At 38.1% G+C, this 17,915-nt stretch carries 16 protein-coding genes; 11 read left to right on the plus strand and 5 right to left on the minus strand.

Annotated features, from left to right (window positions below; genetic code table 11):
- The first annotated feature begins 433 nt into the window (after positions 1-433).
- Positions 434-2,023, plus strand: a complete 1,590-nt coding sequence (locus ACYIAL_RS07890; protein ID WP_174796568.1) for a hypothetical protein — start codon at positions 434-436, stop codon at positions 2,021-2,023.
- 387 nt (positions 2,024-2,410) lie between these two features.
- Here the strand turns inward: ACYIAL_RS07890 and ACYIAL_RS07895 are convergent, their stop codons facing one another.
- Entirely contained in the window at positions 2,411-4,318 is a 1,908-nt protein-coding gene (locus ACYIAL_RS07895; RefSeq protein WP_202984946.1) for an SLC13 family permease, read from the minus strand.
- A gap of 219 nt (positions 4,319-4,537) precedes the next feature.
- Here ACYIAL_RS07895 and ACYIAL_RS07900 point away from each other — a divergent pair, with 219 nt between their 5' ends.
- Positions 4,538-6,259: a thiamine pyrophosphate-dependent enzyme gene (locus ACYIAL_RS07900; RefSeq protein ID WP_483751364.1), complete on the plus strand. Its 1,722-nt coding sequence runs from the start codon at positions 4,538-4,540 to the stop codon at positions 6,257-6,259.
- Between the two features lie 114 nt (positions 6,260-6,373).
- Here ACYIAL_RS07900 and edd read toward each other — a convergent pair whose 3' ends face one another.
- A complete protein-coding gene (gene edd, locus ACYIAL_RS07905) occupies positions 6,374-8,179 on the minus strand; it encodes a phosphogluconate dehydratase (protein WP_483751365.1) in 1,806 nt (601 codons plus the stop codon).
- Positions 8,180-8,220: 41 nt separating this feature from the next.
- The gene (gntK, locus tag ACYIAL_RS07910; protein ID WP_160431683.1) at positions 8,221-8,748 is read right to left on the minus strand and encodes a gluconokinase; all 528 of its coding nucleotides are present in this window, start codon (positions 8,746-8,748) and stop codon (positions 8,221-8,223) included.
- A gap of 291 nt (positions 8,749-9,039) precedes the next feature.
- Between gntK and gatA the strand changes: the two genes are divergently transcribed.
- The 9 genes from gatA (at position 9,040) to ACYIAL_RS07955 (ending at position 16,115) form a co-directional block, all read left to right on the plus strand.
- Complete coding sequence (gene gatA / locus ACYIAL_RS07915; RefSeq protein WP_483751366.1) at positions 9,040-9,492, plus strand: PTS galactitol transporter subunit IIA; 453 nt, start codon at positions 9,040-9,042, stop codon at positions 9,490-9,492.
- A 15-nt stretch (positions 9,493-9,507) separates the two neighbouring features.
- Positions 9,508-9,792 (plus strand): PTS galactitol transporter subunit IIB, encoded by a 285-nt coding sequence (gene gatB, locus ACYIAL_RS07920; protein ID WP_160431685.1) that lies wholly within the window; start codon positions 9,508-9,510, stop codon positions 9,790-9,792.
- A 4-nt stretch (positions 9,793-9,796) separates the two neighbouring features.
- On the plus strand, positions 9,797-11,179 hold the full coding sequence (locus tag ACYIAL_RS07925) for a PTS galactitol transporter subunit IIC (protein ID WP_483751367.1): 1,383 nt from the start codon (positions 9,797-9,799) through the stop codon (positions 11,177-11,179).
- A 101-nt stretch (positions 11,180-11,280) separates the two neighbouring features.
- Positions 11,281-12,324 carry an alcohol dehydrogenase catalytic domain-containing protein gene (locus ACYIAL_RS07930; RefSeq protein ID WP_483751368.1) on the plus strand — a complete coding sequence of 348 codons (1,044 nt, stop codon included), beginning with the start codon at positions 11,281-11,283 and terminating at the stop codon, positions 12,322-12,324.
- A gap of 94 nt (positions 12,325-12,418) precedes the next feature.
- Positions 12,419-13,192: a DeoR/GlpR family DNA-binding transcription regulator gene (locus ACYIAL_RS07935; protein WP_160431688.1), complete on the plus strand. Its 774-nt coding sequence runs from the start codon at positions 12,419-12,421 to the stop codon at positions 13,190-13,192.
- A 181-nt stretch (positions 13,193-13,373) separates the two neighbouring features.
- A complete protein-coding gene (gene lacC, locus ACYIAL_RS07940; RefSeq protein ID WP_483751369.1) occupies positions 13,374-14,318 on the plus strand; it encodes a tagatose-6-phosphate kinase in 945 nt (314 codons plus the stop codon).
- A gap of 21 nt (positions 14,319-14,339) precedes the next feature.
- Positions 14,340-15,194 carry a tagatose bisphosphate family class II aldolase gene (locus ACYIAL_RS07945; RefSeq protein ID WP_483751370.1) on the plus strand — a complete coding sequence of 285 codons (855 nt, stop codon included), beginning with the start codon at positions 14,340-14,342 and terminating at the stop codon, positions 15,192-15,194.
- A gap of 448 nt (positions 15,195-15,642) precedes the next feature.
- A complete protein-coding gene (locus ACYIAL_RS07950) occupies positions 15,643-15,834 on the plus strand; it encodes a hypothetical protein (RefSeq protein ID WP_483751371.1) in 192 nt (63 codons plus the stop codon).
- Positions 15,834-16,115: a hypothetical protein gene (locus tag ACYIAL_RS07955; protein WP_483751372.1), complete on the plus strand. Its 282-nt coding sequence runs from the start codon at positions 15,834-15,836 to the stop codon at positions 16,113-16,115. Before ACYIAL_RS07950 ends, ACYIAL_RS07955 begins: the two co-directional genes overlap by 1 nt.
- A gap of 204 nt (positions 16,116-16,319) precedes the next feature.
- On the opposite strand, the gene nagA is transcribed toward ACYIAL_RS07955, so the two are convergent.
- Together nagA and agaF are read right to left on the minus strand one after the other, a co-directional pair.
- Entirely contained in the window at positions 16,320-17,486 is a 1,167-nt protein-coding gene (nagA, locus tag ACYIAL_RS07960; RefSeq protein WP_483751373.1) for an N-acetylglucosamine-6-phosphate deacetylase, read from the minus strand.
- Entirely contained in the window at positions 17,476-17,913 is a 438-nt protein-coding gene (gene agaF, locus ACYIAL_RS07965) for a PTS galactosamine/N-acetylgalactosamine transporter subunit IIA (RefSeq protein WP_160431692.1), read from the minus strand. The genes nagA and agaF overlap by 11 nt, the downstream gene beginning before the upstream one ends.
- Positions 17,914-17,915: the final 2 nt, after the last annotated feature.

Raw genomic sequence — 17,915 nt, forward strand, 5'->3', positions numbered from 1 at the left:
ATACGAGTAAATATAAGTCGGTCATATTTTGCAACTAGATCGGGGGGTAGGGGATTGGCTACAACTCCCTAGCTCGGATGTTGTCACTGTCGCTATTTATTCCACCAACAGCTCAAAACGTCCGAAATTCAATCAAGCAAATTGTAACCAAACACTGCCACTCAAACCCGAAAATTATAAAAAAATATTTACATCATTGATTTGATTTTGTTTTTTCTTTTTTAACAAAAACAAAATTTCAATCTCTTAAAGCTTTCTCCAAAGCTTAATATGTCTTTTCCTTTATATTTCTTTACAAAAAAACCTAAAAAACTAGCCAAGCTTTTTTTTTAACATTATAATTTTGACGGTGAAAATTAAGTTATCTTATTTTATAGGATAACGACATAAAAAAGTATAGTAAAACAATGTGTTAATTAACATACAGGATGTTATGAAGTATAATTATGGACAACAGACATGGCAAACCTATGTCTTAAATTTATCAAATCACCGCGTTAGACGGTTTTTTATCTTTCCCTCGTTTATATCATCAAAATTATCTACAGAATTAATTACAAAAATCCCATTGGCATGGGTGTCTTTGTTATCATTGCCGTGTTCGCTCAGCTCACAGGCATTAACAGCGCATACTAGCCAAGGGATTCAGGGTAGTGCGCCGTATTTAACGTTTGATGGGGGACAGACTAAGGCAACAAATACTGACATGTTATTGTCTATTAAGTTGCAGGATGGTCGAGTAATCACGCCGTCAACAAATATATCAAGTTCGACAAATCCGATAAGGTTAGCTGATGGAAATACTTTTAATGATATACACATGGTGGTGCCGTCGGGGGCAACTTCAGTAAGTTTAAATGATTTAGTGAACACCTATCATTATTGGGGAGATGCTGATGGAGATGGAGAGGGGACCAATGGTGTAATGGCATCAGGAAGTATATCGGTGAGTTTTACTGATAAGAATGGTAATACAGTAAGTCGTAGTGATGCATTAGATATATGTAATGCGCCTTATAAGGTAACATTAAGTAGTGAAGGAGGACGTTTAATTACCCAGTATGGTGTGCCGAATAGCAGTACTTTTAGTGGTAGTTCGGTGGTGTATTATATCAACCTGAATTCACAACAGCCTAAAGTTTGTTACGCAAGGCCGAATTTGAAATTTGGCTCTAATTTCTATGGCGACAATCTTGATTACGCTGGCCCATCTAGCATTTGGAACCGGAGGAAGGGTTTTTTAGTTCAGTCAACCAATCCGTCATCTTACAATCGTAATTTTCCTACTACGGGTGCAGATGGATTGTATTTTGATTTACTCATAGAAGGGGTTGATGAGAGTCAGTTGACGTGGTATCCAGTCACGCGTGGTGGAATAACTGCAACAGTGAGCTGGACAAGGCCGCATTCTGGTTCATTCCCACTCCCAAATGGAGGTACAACACAAGCCGATAGCTGGATTATTGATAAATCCAAGAATGTAACACGGGTAACGTTAACGGGTCCTAGGGCGGATAGCACTCAGATACAGTCAGCTAATCCTAGTCGGCTGACTCGCCCCTCTTTGCCACAGACCTTTGAGTTGGTGGGTAGGGATAGTCATGGTAATGAGGTGAAGTATGGATTTGTGTTGAGGCAGTGGTTTGTCAATAGAAGGAATCAAATGGATACTGCGTCTAATCATATATCTTGGTGTAGTCGTTTGGGTTATCGTCTTGCTAAGGTCAATGATTTGACTAATGCGAAGTGTGGTGTAGATAATAGTTTGTTCCCATGTGTAAATGACATAGATGGCACCACACCATCCTCAGGTGGTAATTATTACCAGCGTCACATAGGTGCTGGTTTTTTCACTGAGTGGGGCCTTATGCACAATTACGTCGATGGGGGCTTCGTCGTCACCTTCTACTGGGCAGGCGACACACCAAGCCCTATCAGCAATGTCAGCGCGTACAATGGCAAGGTCTACTTCTATAGCGATAGCAAATCCTACATGGATCGTGCTGTTTGCACAGCACCTTAGCATTAGTCCTTAGGCGGCGGGGGCAATTATGGTACAAATAAGAGGATAATCTAACAAAGAACAGCGCCCCTGCGTAGTTGGGGCGCTGGGCAGGCAAGGACTGCGAGCTTTGGCTTTAATGACGGAAAGTTAAAAAAGCGCCTCTCCCCCCGCCCGATGACGTCGAAAGCGTGGTTGGCTGCCCTAATGGATTACGCTGTTGCGGTTTAAATTCGTGGTCACTGTAGTTATTTTAAACATCCAAACTACAATCGTTCAAAACCACTGCACATAATCCATTCTAACCATCAAATAAAAAAGGCTTTATAGCCCGCCAAAAATCAGTAAGGAAATCGGTTTATTTTATTAAATTTTTATTTGACAGCTTTTAAACAAACTCTCTAAATACTAAAACGGAAAAAACACTGGTACTAAAGCAATATCTACCGCCATAACCAAAAAGGTTAACGGCACGCCAATTTTGACAAAATCCCCAAAACTATATCCACCTGGTGCAACCACCATGGTTTTAATTGGTGATGATACAGGGGTAATAAATGATGCGGATGTGGCAATGGCTACCGTCATGGCAAATGGGTAGGGCGAATACCCAAATTTTAGTGCTAAATCAATGGCGATTGGTGCAATTAAAATGGCGGTTGCGGTATTGGATATAAATAATCCAATCGTTGAGCATAATAAGAAAATAAAGGTTAGTACCATATAAGGGCCAAAAGAACGCAGGTGAACTTCAAGCCAAGCAGATATAAGCGAAATCCCGCCCGTTTTATTGAGAGCGAGGGCAAAAGGCATCATACCGATAATTAAAATTAAGGTTGGCCAGTGTATGGATTTATAGGCATTGGTCATATCAATACAGCGTGTCGCGCCCATTAATAAGCAGGCAATTAACGCAGCAACCACATTGGGCACAATGCCGGTCACCATTAACGTAATCATAATCGCTAGGTTAATTAACGCCAGCGGCGCTTGTGAACTTGCTGGTGCGATATCATCAATATCCGATGGATAGTCTAATACCACAAAATCACTGGTTCGCGTTTGTAATTTTTGTATTGATCCCCAGTCACCACAAACCAATAGTGTATCGCTCATTTGTAACCGTTCTTGGAATAAGTTGTTTGTTTCAACGGGGGCATGATTACGCCAAATGCCAATTACTGTTAGGAAATATTTTCCTCTAAAATTAATTTCATTGAGTGTTTTTCCACATAGTGTGGATTCGGGCAGTAGGGCGACTTCGGTCATACCGACTTGTTTTACTTGTTCTGAAAAATACTCACCGCGTAAAACTTTGGGTTCAAGGTTATTGGTGGTTAAAAAGGTGCGATAATCTGCCTCGGAGTGTGACATATCCAGTAGTAAAATATCATTTTCACGAAACTCAGTTGAACCATTAACGGGAATTAATACTTTGTGAAATTTGCGCCAACGTTCAATACCAATAACATTTACGCCATGTTCACTACGCAAATGCAAGCCATCAATTGTGCGACCAACAAAAGGCGATCCCGCTAATATTTGTGCACGGTGGGCACGGCCAATTAATTTATAGTCACGGATTAAATCGGTAATTTTTCGTCTTTGCGGTTGGGTGTTAGTTGGGGTGACTTGTTCAGCTGTGAGCAACCAATTGCGTGTTAACACACAATAGATGACCCCAACAACTAAAACTCCTAAACCAATTGGTGTAATTGAAAAAAAACCAAACTCGTTTAATTTAAAATGATTGAGTTCACTGTTAACAACAAGGTTTGGTGCGGTTGCAACTAAAGTCATCATGCCACTAATTAAAGCGGCAATACAAAGTGGCATCATTAATTTTTTAACGTGAATACCTGTGTGATTCGCAATACTAATGGCAACAGGGATGAAGATGGCAACTACTCCTGTTGAACTCATCACTGAGCCGAGTAATGCAGCGCCTAACATGATATAGATAATAATACAAATATCGTTTTTGCCAGCTATTTTAAGGATATATTCGCTCATTTTGTACGATATGCCGGTTCTAACTAAGCTTTCCCCAATAATAAATAATAAAGCAATTAAGATGATATTGGGATCACTAAAGCCAGCTAATGCCTCTGATGGTGTTAACACGCCACTAATGGTGATAGCTGTAATGGTGAGTAAGGCAATAATGTCCATTCTCAACTTACTAAATGAAAATAGTAAAATGGCGATAAATAACAATAAACAGACGATAATAAAAGGAAAATGTTGGCTTAAATAATCAGGCAAAAAAGCAGTAATCGACGACATTAAACTATGTCCAGATGACGATTGTTCCACGGGATATGACTCTATTATTTCAATAAGATTTTCGACATAATAACTTGATTTATTACAATAGGGAATATGTTTCCTTAAACTTTGTTGTGCAACATCATCACAATGGCTCTGTTTTTAGCATTTATTGCTGTTTATGTTAAATCCTATTCGCGTTATTAAAATGTGGGTGTAATTTATACAAATGGGCGAATACATTCAAAGAACTTTTTAGGAGATTATATGTCATCAAAAAAAACAGTTGCACAAATTATCGTTGATGTTTTAGCTGAGGCTGGGGTTAAGCATTGTTATGGTATTGTGGGAGATACGTTAAATCAGATCTCTTCAGCTATTAAAAAAAGTGATATTGAGTGGGTTCATGTTCGTCATGAAGAAGTGGGGGCTTTTGCAGCAGGGGCTGAAGCTTATTTAACAGACCAAATTACGGCTTGTGCTGGATCTTGTGGACCAGGCAGTTTACATTTTATTAATGGTATTTATGAAGCACAACGTAATCGTGTTCCTGTTATTTTGTTAGCAAGTCAGCTCGGTACTGCACAACAAGGCACTGACTTTCCGCAAGAGGTTGATTTTGAAACGCTATATAAAAATTGTTCTGTATTTTGTCGGCAAATCAATGATCCAACTCAGGTAAGGCAAATTATGACTGCTGCCATTCAAGCCGCAATTAATCAACGAGGTGTTGCTGTTTTAGTCATACCCTATAATATCAGTTTAGAGAAAGTTGAAGATAATAGTGGTCATAAAATTTATCATCCGCATCCTGTTATTCGCCCATCAGATAAAGAACTTGCCGAAATCGCCCGCCTCTTAAATGAAAGTCATAAAGTGACTATTTTTGCCGGCCAAGGTGTTTGTGAAGCTCATGATGAACTTATTGCTTTAGCAAACAAATTAAAATCACCGATTGTACATACTTCGAGAGCAAAGGATTTTGTTGAATATGATAATCCTTATAATGTCGGTATGACGGGGATGTTTGGCATGGCGTCAGGAACAACTGCAATAAAAGAGTGTGATGTGCTTTTAATGTTAGGAGCTGATTTTGCATGGTCACAATTTTATCCTAATAACGCCAAGATTATTCAAGTTGATATTGATGCAACTCATCTTGGTCGACGACACCCTGTAGATCTAGGCGTGGTTGGTAGTAGTAAGCCGACTATAGCGGCACTACTATCGTTAGTCGATGATAAGCAAGATGCGACTTTTTTAGAGTTGTGTCAAAATTTATATACTAAATCAATGTGTAAATTGAATAAAAAAACTGTTTCTTCTCGCTCGACTATTCATCCCCAATATTTAACTGAACTTGTTGACCAATATGCAACAGAAGATGCCGTGCTCTGTGCCGATGTTGGTTCTGCTATGGTTTGGGCGTGTAGGCACTTTAATACTAATGGAAAAAGGCGCACAGTAATTAGTTTAAAACATGGCACTATGGCAAATGCAATGCCACAAGCATTGGGCGTGCAAAAGGCCTTCCCTAATCGTCAAGTTATTACTTTATCGGGTGATGGTGGTATCAGTATGTTATTGGGGGATTTATTAACGACAATTCAAGAAAAGTTGCCAATCAAAGTTATTGTACTGAATAATGGTTCACTTAACTTTGTCGAATTAGAGCAAAAAGTCGAGGGTTTGGTGGATCACTATACCGATTTACAAAATCCTAATTTTGCAAAAGTTGCAGAAGCTATGGGCATGTTTTCTATAAGCGTTGATGATTCACAGATGCTTGAAGCGGCGATGCAATCCTTTTTAGCGCATCCTGGCCCTGCGTTATTAGATGTTAAAACCAGTGCGAACGAGCTAGTGATGCCGCCTGAAATCCATGCCTCGCAAGTGATGGGAATGGCGCTTTATGGTGTCAAAGCATCATTAAATGGAAAGATTGGTGATGTCGTAAATTTATTGGTGGATAATTTTATAAAAAAATAACCCAGTGAGTGTCTGTATTGATCACACAAAAGAATTGATCAATATTTTTTGAAAAGGAAGGTGTTTTATATCAGTTTTAAAGTCTTCTGCCACCTATGCGGCAGAAGACTAGAATTAGAAGCTAACAGCGCCTTCTTCTGCGGAAGTTAGATTTTCACGAATAACGGTGAACAGTTCGCGACCATAGCCAAGATGTGACTCGGTCAAATCGAAAGGATAAGGTTGACGTTTAGCCAGTTCGGCTTCGTCGACTAATAATGTTATTTCGCCTGTTTGACCATTAACTCGAATCATATCACCTTCTTGGACTTTACTTAATAAGCCACCATCATAAGCTTCAGGGGTAACATGAATGGCTGCTGGGACTTTACCAGATGCTCCCGATAATCGACCGTCAGTTAACAAGGCAACTTTATAGCCTTTATCTTGTAGTACACCTAGTGGCGTTATAAGTTTATGTAGCTCTGGCATGCCGATTGCTTTTGGCCCTTGATAACGCACAACCACCACACAGTCTTTATCTAATTTACCTGCTTTATATTCAGCATCTAAATCATATTGGCTATTAAAGATGACAGCTGGCGCTTCGATAATTTGATGTTCTGGTGCTACCGCAGAGGTTTTCATAATGGCACGGCCAAGGTTGCCTGACATCACTTTTAATCCACCATGTGAATTAAACGGTTTTTTGATTGAGGCAATGACACTTTCATCTAATGATTTTGTTGGACCTTCGCGGAAAGTGAGTTTGCCATTTTCTAAAATAGGCTCTTGAGTATAACGGCTAAGTCCACGTCCAACCACAGTTTCAACATCTTCATGCAATAAACCACCGGCTAATAATTCTCGAACCAATAAAGATGTACCACCAGCGGCTTGGAAGTAGTTAATATCAGCAGGCCCATTTGGATAGATTCGACAAAGTAAAGGCACAACGGTTGATAAGTCTGAAATATCATCCCAATTGATAATAATGCCGGCAGCTTTCGCCATGGCAACAATATGCATGGTTAAATTCGTTGAACCACCTGTTGCAAGCAGTGCAACTAAACCGTTGACAATCACTTTTTCATCGACCATTTTACCAACAGGCATATAATTTCCTGATTGGTTGGTCAGGCGAGTAATCTGTTTAGCAGCAGCATTAGTTAATTCAAAACGTAATGCGGTTTCAGGATGAACAAAAGCTGCACCAGGCAAATGTAATCCCATTAATTCAATCACCATCTGGTTACTATTGGCTGTACCATAAAACGTACACGTCCCGCTGGTGTGATAAGAGGCTGATTCTGACTCCAGTAAATCTTCTCGCGAAGCTTTACCTTCAGAGTAAAGTTGGCGGATACGTACTTTTTCTTTATTGGATAACCCCGATGGCATCGGGCCAGCTGGCACAAAAATAGCAGGTAAGTGACCAAATGTTAATGCACCAATAAATAACCCGGGTACGATTTTATCGCATATACCAAGATAGAGTGCACCATCAAACATATTATGTGAAAGTCCAACGGCAACTGACATCGCAATTACATCGCGGCTCATTAATGACAGTTCCATCCCAGGCTCGCCTTGTGTCACACCATCGCACATGGCAGGTACCCCTCCCGCCATTTGCCCAACGGCGCCAACTTTGTGCAATACGTTGCGAATTTGCTCCGGATAAAATTCATAAGGCTTGTGCGCTGAAAGCATATCGTTGTAAGAACTAATAATACCAATGTTACTTTTTAAGATATTTTTTAGATCCTTTTTGTCATCAATACAACAAGCAGCAAAACCATGCGCTAAATTGCTACATGGTAAACTAGATCGTGTTACTTGTTTACTTATAGCATGTTCTATTTTTTGTAAATAAGCAGCACGAGAAGCCTTAGAACGCTCAATAATACGTTGGGTTACAGCTTGGACAGTCGGATTCACATTAACCTCTTCTTTCAATTGTATCGTTTTTTATTGGTTTTTTAGCAATGGCATATTGCGCGTATTACTTGTTCAGTATCGTGCACAACCTCGTTTAATGATTGTTCAATGTTGATGTTGTAAACATCTTTCTCATCGGTGGTTGGTTCTTCAAGCGTATCAAATTGCGACTGAAGCATACCTGTTTTTTGGAAGTGACCTTTGCGTTTCGCTAGACGTTCAGCAATGACATCATAGCTGCCTTTTAAATAAATAAAATGCATGTTTTCGTTTTCACCACGAATAATATCCCGATATTTTCGCTTTAATGCCGAACAGATAATAATTGAAACATCGTTAACATTACTCATGGCAAAGGCAGCATTACTGATTAAGCTAAGCCAAGGCATTCGATCTTCATCGTTTAAGGGGGTGCCGCTGCGCATTTTTAGAATATTGGCCTTTGGATGTAAAAAATCACCATCTAAAAAAGCAGCCTCTAGGTTGTACGCCACTTGCTTGGCAACCGCTGATTTACCACAACCTGATACACCCATTAATACAAAAACGTGTTTATTTTTTTTAGTCATTACTGGTCCTTTGTATACCTTTGCTTGTTACGGGTAACATTTTTACACGTTCATCTTTTTTTGCAATCTAAAAAAGTGTCTTTTGTGATCTGGATCAGATTTTATGTTGATTCTTAAATAGCTAGTCAGTTATTTATTTGTTGATCTTTACAGTAAAAAATAGATTTCGATCACAAAAACATAAGATCTTATTTGCTTTTTAATTCGAAAGTAAATAATCTTTCGATATTGTTTTTGTTTTCGAAAGTTATAATTTAAAACCTTACATAAAAATAATAGGGGAGAACAGCAATGAACAAATGTCAGCTTCTTTTCCAAGACAATCTTAAATTTGACAATGAGTTAGAGGCATTAACTTATATTAGCGAACAACTACAGCAAAAAGGGATTGTTAAAGAAAGCCATTTGCAGGCTTTAATTGACAGAGAGGCATTATTTCCAACGGGTATTGCTTTTGATGGATATGCGGTGGCGATTCCGCATTGTGAAGCAACGCATGCTAATACACCAGCAATTTTTATTGTTCGCACTCAAACACCGGTTGCTTTTCATCGAGCCGATGAGGACAGCACCGTTGATGTTTCATTGATTATTTCACTTGTTGTTACTGCTCCAGAAGATCAAATTGAACTATTAAAAGCACTTTTTTCAAATCTACAAAATGAAGACTTCTATCAGTTTTTATTAAATGCCCCGCAAGATGAAGTAGCGGTGCATTTTAATAACGAGATATTTAACCAATAAGTTTCAGGAGGCACTATGAAAAAAAAGATTATTGTTGCTTGTGGCGGTGCGGTTGCAACATCAACTTTAGCTGCAGAAGAGATAAAAGAGTTGTGTAGCGAAAATAATATTCAACTTGACCTAATTCAATGTCGTATCAATGAAATCAATACGTTTATTGATGATGTTGATTTGATTTGTACTACAGCCAGAATGGATCAAAGTTTTGGCGATATTCCAATTGTTCATGGCATGCCTTTTGTATCCGGCGTGGGTATCGACCAGTTGAAAGAAAAAATTTTATCTATTTTAAAAGGATAAATCTATGTTTACTGAAATTATGCAGTACATTTTGGATCTTGGTCCATCGGTGATGTTACCCATTGTGATTATCCTATTTTCGTTAGCGTTAAGAATGAAAGTGGGTGATGCACTAAAAGCGGGGATTCATATAGGTATAGGGTTTGTTGGTATCGGTCTGGTTGTTGGTTTGCTAACCAGCTCGGTTGGGCCAGCAGCGCAAGCGATGGCCGAGCGATTTGATATTAGCCTAAATGTTATTGATGTCGGTTGGCCAGGGGCTGCACCAATGACTTGGGCATCACAAATTGCTTTAGTTGCGATTCCTATCGCAATTGGTGTGAATATTGTTATGTTAGTTTTAAGGTTAACTCGCGTGGTTAATGTGGATATTTGGAATATATGGCACATGACCTTTACTGGCGCACTTGTTTATATTGCAACCGGCTCTTACTGGCTTGGTATTGCAGGGGTTATTGTTCATGCCATTATTGCTTATAAACTCGGTGATTGGTTTGCCAAAGATACCAAAGAGTTTTTTGAGCTTGACGGTATTGCAGTGCCGCATGGTACGTCCGCATATTGTGGCCCAATTGCTGTTTTTGTTGATGCTGTCATTGAAAAAATGCCAGGCATTAATAAGATTAATTTTAATGCTGTTGATATGCAAAAACGGTTTGGTGCGTTTGGTGAACCTGTCACTGTTGGCTTATTCATGGGCATCATATTAGGTTTATTAGCTGGATATGGTGTGAAAGAAACACTACAACTAGCGATTCAAACTGCAGCGGTAATGTTATTAATGCCACGCGTGATTAAGCCTATTATGGATGGATTAACACCGATATCTAAGCAAGCGCGTAAACACTTGCAATCAAAATTTGGTGGGCAAGATTTTCTTATTGGTTTAGATCCTGCATTGTTGTTAGGGCATTCAACAGTGGTATCGGCGAGTTTGATTTTTATCCCATTAAGTATTTTTATCGCCATCATCCTACCTGGTAATGAAGTTTTACCTTTTGGTGATCTGGCAACTATTGGCTTTTTTATCGCAATGGGAGTTGCGGTGCATCAAGGGAATCTGTTTAGAATCATTGTTTCAGGCTCAATCATTATCACCATTACACTTTGGATTGCCACCCAAATGGTTCCATTGACAACAAAACTAGCCATTAATGCAGGCACGATGAGTGCGAGTAATGGTGTTTCAGTTGGGGCAATGGATCAAGGTGGTTCGCCAATTACTTATCTTATGGTTCAGTTGGTCAACTTGGAACAACCTATTGGTTTTGCCTTTATTGGATTGTTTTATCTTTTCTGCTTATTTTTGACCTGGAAACGTGCCCAAAAATACCAGTTATTTTTGAAAAATCAATTATTAGCACAAGAAGATGGAGTAATAAAATAATTCCAAAATAGTCATTACCAAAATCAATCAGAAAGCTTTCACTCAGTAATGAGTGAAAGCAATACATCAACGTAATTTGTTTACCATTAAAGGAAAATAACATGAAAGCGGTTGTTGTCAATGAAGAGGGAGCTTTATCTATACAGAATATAGAAATGCCCAAAATAACATCTCCAGATCAAATTTTAGTAAAAGTCGCTTATTGTGGATTATGTGGTTCAGATATTCCGCGTATATTTCACCATGGTGCTCATTTTTACCCCATTACACTTGGTCATGAATTTAGTGGCACCGTTGTGGATAAGGGGCATGGCGTGACTGAGTTTGAGCATGGTGATTTAATCTGTTGCGTACCATTATTGCCATGCTTCAAATGTGATGAATGTCAAAAGCATTACTATTCACTCTGTAAAAATTACACTTTTGTGGGTTCAAGGATAGCTGGTGGCTTTGCGGAGTATATTGTATTAGATAAGAAAAATGCATTTAAATTACCTAAAGGTATCAGTCCACTTGAGGGTGCTTTTTTTGAACCAATGACCGTTGGGATGCATGCATTGCTATTGGCGGATGGATGTGAGGGCAAAAATGTTGTCATCGTTGGTGGTGGTACAATTGGATTACTTGCAATGCAATGCGCCAAGGCAATGGGAGCCAAATCAGTTGCGGTTATTGATATTAACCAGCAGCGCCTCGATCTAGCCAAACAATTAGGCGCTGATGCGGTATATCATTCTCAAGACCTTAGCGCCGACGCGATTTATCACGCTTTATCTTCATCTCGCTTTGAGCAAATTGTATTAGAAACGGCGGGTTCACCCGTTACGGTTAACTTAGCCATTGCAATTGCAGGCCCTAGAGCGAAGATAGCTTTGGTTGGGACACTTCATCATGATATTACACTTACAGAAAAAACATTCGGACTGATTTTACGAAAAGAGTTACATATTTTAGGTAGTTGGATGAACTATTCAGCGCCATGGCCAGGTAAAGAGTGGCAACTGGTGAGTCAGTATTTTATGGATGGAAAAATTAAACTTGATGAGCTGATTGCTGGCATGGGTGATTTTGATTCATTTATTAAACAAGTGACTGCCTTAAATGGTCGCCCTATGAATGGCAAAATTTTATTAAATTGCATGTAATTATTTTGATTTAAGTCAGCCATTGAAAATGAAATCTTATCTTTTGATTCTGTTTGTTATACACTGCTAAAAAATTTTCGAAAAAGGAAATAGTATGAATGCAAGTGAAAGACGCCAACAGATAGTAGAACTTCTTAATATGAAAGGAACGGTGTTAGTTTCTGATTTGTCGGAACAGTTTAATGTTTCGGAGGTCACAACCAGAACCGATCTGAGATTGCTAGAAAAACAAGGAGTGCTAACACGATTTCATGGCGGAGCAACCAAAATCATGAATAACGGTGACTTAAAATCATTTAAAGAGCTGCAATTAGAAGAACGTTATCAGCGATTTATAGAAGCTAAAAAACGTATTGCAATTGAAGCGGTTAAACATGTTAAAGAAGGTGACACTATTATTTTAGATAGTGGTAGTACTACCATGTTGATAGCAGAAGAACTGGTAAAATTGAAGCATATTACTGTGATTACCAATAGTCTTACATCTGCATTTATATTATCAGACAATAGTGACATTATGCTATTTATGTGTGGTGGTACACTTAGACATAAAACACGTTCTTTTCATGGAAAAATTGCTGAGCAATCGTTAACTGGCATCTCTGCTGATATTTTGTTTGTTGGTGCAGATGGAATTGATGCAAAAAGAGGAATAACAACGTTTAACGAAGGTTACACTATCAGCAGTGTTATGGCTAATGTCGCCAAAAATGTGATTGCCGTGCTCGATTCATCAAAATTTGGGCGTAATGGGATTAATGTTGTGTTACCACTTAACCAACTTGATACCATTATTACCGATACTGATGTTGACAGTAGCTGTAAACAAGAATTTGTGGCAAAGGGTATTAAATTAATAGCGGTTTAATATTTGTGCTTACACTCGTGTGTTTTTATATCTTAATTGGTCATAAATATTAAAAAACATTACTCGTTTAGGTTCGATATCCTAAACGATAAAAGTTTTTACTTTTAGCCAAGTCGATTTAATGATAGTGATCATTTAAACCTGTTATTTCTCCCAACGATATCAATGCGTAGGTGAGAATATGATATTAACAATTACGATGAACCCTTCGGTGGATATATCGTATCCATTAAATAAATTAGCGATTAATGATATTAATCGAGTCTCAGAGGTAAAAAAAACCGCAGGAGGTAAAGGACTTAATGTAACTCGAGGCATTAAATATTCAGGTATTCCCGTTCTTGCATCAGGCATTATTGGTGGAACAACGGGCGAGTATATTCAAAAACAATTAGATAACGATAATATTAATTACAACTTTTATATCACCCAACATGAATCAAGAAACTGTATTGCCATTTTACATGAGGGAAACCAAACTGAAATCCTCGAGTCAGGGCCAGTATTAGATAATCATGATGTTAATGTTTTTCTGGAACACTACCAGAATTTGCTTAGCCAAGCGCAGGTTATTGCTATTTCAGGGTCATTGCCACAAGGATTTCCAGTTGATTTTTATACTCAATTAATTGAACAGGCAAATAAGTATCAGATCCCAGTATTGCTAGACTCATCGGGTAAAATGTTATTAGAAACACTCGAGTCTAAAAATAAACCTTTTTTAATCAAACCCAATAAAGATGAACTACAGCAGATTATTCAAATGGATATCGATCCAAATGATGTAGCTTCATTAGTTAAAGCCGTTAATCATCCTTTACTGAATGATATTGCTTTTATCATCATCTCATTAGGTAAAAATGGCGCTTTTGCTCGCTGTCATCACAACTATTACCAAGTTTCAATTCCTAAAATTAACGTGGTTAATCCTGTTGGATCGGGTGATGTTACGTTAGCTGGGCTTGCTGTTAGCATTCATGAAAATGAAGCTATAGAGGTAATGCTTAAACGTGCGATGACCATGGGAATGCTAAATGCAATGGAATCGCAAACCGGTTTTGTCAATATGGATAATTATGACAAGTATTATCAACACGTTAAAGTGACAAAAATCATTGCAAAATAACAGATTAATGAGGATTAAATTATGTATCTTATTTCTAGCCAAGAGATGTTAAAAAAAGCTCAACGTGAATGTTATGCAGTGCCTGCATTTAATATACACAACCTTGAAACTATCCAAGTTGTTATTGATACCGCTAAACAGATGCAATCCCCCGTGATACTTGCAGCAACACCAGCAACTTATAGTTACGCAGGAATACAGTATTTAATCAGTATTTGTAAAACAGCCGCAAGCATTCACCATTTTCCTTTTGCGTTACATTTGGATCATCATGAAAATATCAGTGATATTCAAACAAAAATAGAGGCAGGAATTCGCTCGATTATGATTGATGCTTCGCATTATCCCTTTGAAGAAAACATCGATATAGTTAGCAAAATGGTTGCTTTTAGTCATAAATATAATGCCAGTGTTGAAGCCGAACTAGGTCGATTAGGCGGGCAAGAAGATGATCTTATTGTCGATCATAAAGACAGCGCTTTTACTGATCCCGATGCCGCTAAAGAATATGTTGAACGAACTCGGATTGACTCTTTAGCGGTGGCAATCGGTTCAGCACATGGCCTATATAAAGGTGAGCCAAAACTGGATTTTGATCGCTTAGCAAAAATCCGCGATAAAGTTGATATTCCGTTAGTCTTACATGGCGCATCGGGTATTCCCGAACAAATGGTTAAACAATCGATTCGTTTGGGAATTTGTAAAGTGAATGTGGCAACTGAATTAAAAATTGCTTTTTCAGATGCTTTAAAACAAGATTTTAAACTCCATCCTGACGCCAACGATCCTAGGCACTATATGCAGCCAGCAAAAGCCGCCATGAAAAAAATTGTTGAAGATAAAATTCGCATTTGCGGTAGTGCAGGTAAATTATAATATGGAAGATTAAGGCGTTGCTTTGAGTTAGCTAGAACGTTAATCAATTCATTACCAGCAGTTGATCGCTGCTGGTTAAAATGCGTTAAGTGACAGCAAGTTAATTATGTGTAGGAATGACTCGCGTTGTTTACCGTAATTTGCAAAACGATTGTAATATATAGAAATAACGCTGTATCCCAAACAGGCGATATGGCGCCTATATCATAAAGAAAAACCACCGTCACCGATTTGGCTAACCGCTTTATGAGCAGTCATCCAGCCATTAATTGCACCGAAAGACCTCATTAAACATTAAATAACCAGCCCCCATTGAATATAAAACATGGAAACAGATAGCGTCATTTTCTAGGTGAGTTGTGTGCACACTATCGGGTATTTACCTGTCTGTTTGCTTTTTAGACTCTATTTTTTGTAAAAAATATTCAGGATTCTATACCGTTTCGTGATGAATTTAGACTTCTCTTTATCTTATTTATTAAAAGATGTGATAGTCATCGTATCAATCAAATATGCACAAAATCTGCTTGCACAAACGGCTGGAAAAGTCGCAAGAGATAGCGACTTTAATAGCGATTTGGTGTTCACTTTTAGGCGCTATTTTTGTAAAAAATATTCAGGATTCTATACCGTTTCGTGATGAATTTAGACTTCTCTTTATCTTATTTATTAAAAGATGTGATAGTCATTGTATCAATCAAATATGCACAAAATCTGCTTGCCAACAAACGACTGGAAAAGTCGCAAGAGATAGCGACTTTAATAGCGATTTGGTGTTCACTTTTAGGCGCTATTTTTGTAAAAAATATTCAGGATTCTATACCGTTTCGCGATGAATTTAGACTTCTCTTTATCTTATTTATTAAAAGATGTGATAGTCATTGTATCAATCAAATATTCGCAAAACCTGTCAGCCCTTAAACGAATGGATAAATTGAAAGTGTAATACGTTCGTTAATGGAGAGGTCGCACAATTGGCAAATAATGAGCGATGCAAAAGATAAAAAACTAAATGTTTAAGCGAGTTTCGACAAAACGCCGTATCATTTTTGAGGATTACTTTCATCATGAAGTGTAAACAACTCGGCGTTCATCTATCGTTTTATTCAATACAATATAGATTTTTTATATATCAGATATATATTGTTTTTTGAACTCTTTTGATTTATAAACCACGTTTCCATTGACTATTGTGGCAATTAAGTGATTGTGGTTATCAAGTAGTACTAAATTAGCCCGTTTATTTGCTGTAATACTACCTAGGTCGTGATCAATTCCTAATGCTTTTGCTGGATAATAACTTCCGTGTAACCAAGCTTGTTCAAAACAAATATTAGTAAACTTGGCAAAGTTATTAACTGCACAATCTAGCGTTAAAGCGCTACCGGCTAGCCCTCCATTATTAGTTTGCACTACATTATCTTGCATGTGTACCAACAATTTTCCTAAATAGTAATCACCATTAGGCATTCCTGTTGCTCGCATTGCATCTGTGATGAGCAATAAATTTTTGCCACAACATTTATGGGCAATTGCAACAGCAGCTGGATGAACATGATGCCCATCTACTATTATTTCTGTCTGGCAATTATCAAGGGTTAATGCTGCGCCAACAACTCCTGGGGCACGATGATTTAACCCTGACATGCCATTATAACAATGTACTACACCACTCGCTCCAGCTGAAAGAGCTAGTTTAGTTGTTTGATAATCGGCATTAGTATGTCCAAGCATGACACGGATTTTTTTTGAACATAACCATTTTATGATGGATAGTGATTCTGGGTACTCAGGGGCTAGGGCAATGCATTTTAGTGTCCCTTCCGCTAGTTTTAGCCATCTTTCTATTAGTGTGCGATCTAGTCCATGTAATAGCTCTTCTGGATGAGCACCTTTATGGATAGCTGTAAAAAAAGGACCTTCTAAGTACGAACCTAATAAGGTTGCACCTGCTACTCCTTGTTTGATACTGTTTTTAACTTGTACTAATGCTGCTTCAATCTTTTCATGGGATTCTGTCACTGTTGTTGCTAAAAAAGCACCAACACCATGTTGGGCTAAAAAGCAGCTTATTGTATTTAATGATTCGTGAGTAGCATCCATGGTATCAGCCCCCATGGCGCCATGGATATGGGTATCAATAAGCGCAGGTAATACTTTGATATCATTCGCGCATGGTTTATTAGTTATATCAATATCGGTAATTCTATCACCTTTAATTGTGATAATGGCATTTTCTAACCAACCTACTGGAGTTAACAACCGCTTAGCATGAATTTTTTTAAATTCCATCGGAACACTCCTGGTTAATAGTTGGTTTTTTTTGCTGTTCATGCCATAAACTGCTAATACTGTTTTGGGCATTTTCAACTAATTTTAACCGCAAGGTTTGTATATCTAACTCATCACGCTGTAATAATATTTCAAGTAAGAGAGGCATATTAATCCCACTAATTACCTCAATATGTTTAAATTGCGAACTTAGCATTGCAGATAGTTGAAACGGTGAACCACCAATAATATCAGTTAAAAAAATAACACCATCACCTTTATCACACTCTTTTAATGATGCAGTTAATTGTTGTTCTAGTTGCTCACAGCTCATACCATCAGGAAAATTAACTGCACTAAATTGTGCTTGTGTGCCGATGATTTGGATTACTGCTTGGTAAAGCCCAGTAGCAAAGCTACCATGGCCTGTTAAGATCACTCCGACCATAA

The organism is Gilliamella sp. X-57, assembly GCF_057063565.1.

Excerpts from the sequence above, each read along its gene's own strand:
- agaF (WP_160431692.1), bottom strand. The coding sequence starts at position 17,913 with ATGGTCGGAGTGATCTTAACAGGCCATGGTAGCTTTGCTACTGGGCTT.
- ACYIAL_RS07945 (WP_483751370.1), top strand. The coding sequence starts at position 14,340 with ATGTATCTTATTTCTAGCCAAGAGATGTTAAAAAAAGCTCAACGTGAA.
- ACYIAL_RS07950 (WP_483751371.1), top strand. The coding sequence starts at position 15,643 with ATGAATTTAGACTTCTCTTTATCTTATTTATTAAAAGATGTGATAGTC.
- ACYIAL_RS07890 (WP_174796568.1), top strand. The coding sequence starts at position 434 with ATGAAGTATAATTATGGACAACAGACATGGCAAACCTATGTCTTAAAT.
- ACYIAL_RS07925 (WP_483751367.1), top strand. The coding sequence starts at position 9,797 with ATGTTTACTGAAATTATGCAGTACATTTTGGATCTTGGTCCATCGGTG.
- ACYIAL_RS07930 (WP_483751368.1), top strand. The coding sequence starts at position 11,281 with ATGAAAGCGGTTGTTGTCAATGAAGAGGGAGCTTTATCTATACAGAAT.
- gatB (WP_160431685.1), top strand. The coding sequence starts at position 9,508 with ATGAAAAAAAAGATTATTGTTGCTTGTGGCGGTGCGGTTGCAACATCA.
- lacC (WP_483751369.1), top strand. The coding sequence starts at position 13,374 with ATGATATTAACAATTACGATGAACCCTTCGGTGGATATATCGTATCCA.
- ACYIAL_RS07935 (WP_160431688.1), top strand. The coding sequence starts at position 12,419 with ATGAATGCAAGTGAAAGACGCCAACAGATAGTAGAACTTCTTAATATG.
- gntK (WP_160431683.1), bottom strand. The coding sequence starts at position 8,748 with ATGACTAAAAAAAATAAACACGTTTTTGTATTAATGGGTGTATCAGGT.
- ACYIAL_RS07955 (WP_483751372.1), top strand. The coding sequence starts at position 15,834 with ATGAATTTAGACTTCTCTTTATCTTATTTATTAAAAGATGTGATAGTC.
- gatA (WP_483751366.1), top strand. The coding sequence starts at position 9,040 with ATGAACAAATGTCAGCTTCTTTTCCAAGACAATCTTAAATTTGACAAT.
- ACYIAL_RS07900 (WP_483751364.1), top strand. The coding sequence starts at position 4,538 with ATGTCATCAAAAAAAACAGTTGCACAAATTATCGTTGATGTTTTAGCT.
- nagA (WP_483751373.1), bottom strand. The coding sequence starts at position 17,486 with ATGGAATTTAAAAAAATTCATGCTAAGCGGTTGTTAACTCCAGTAGGT.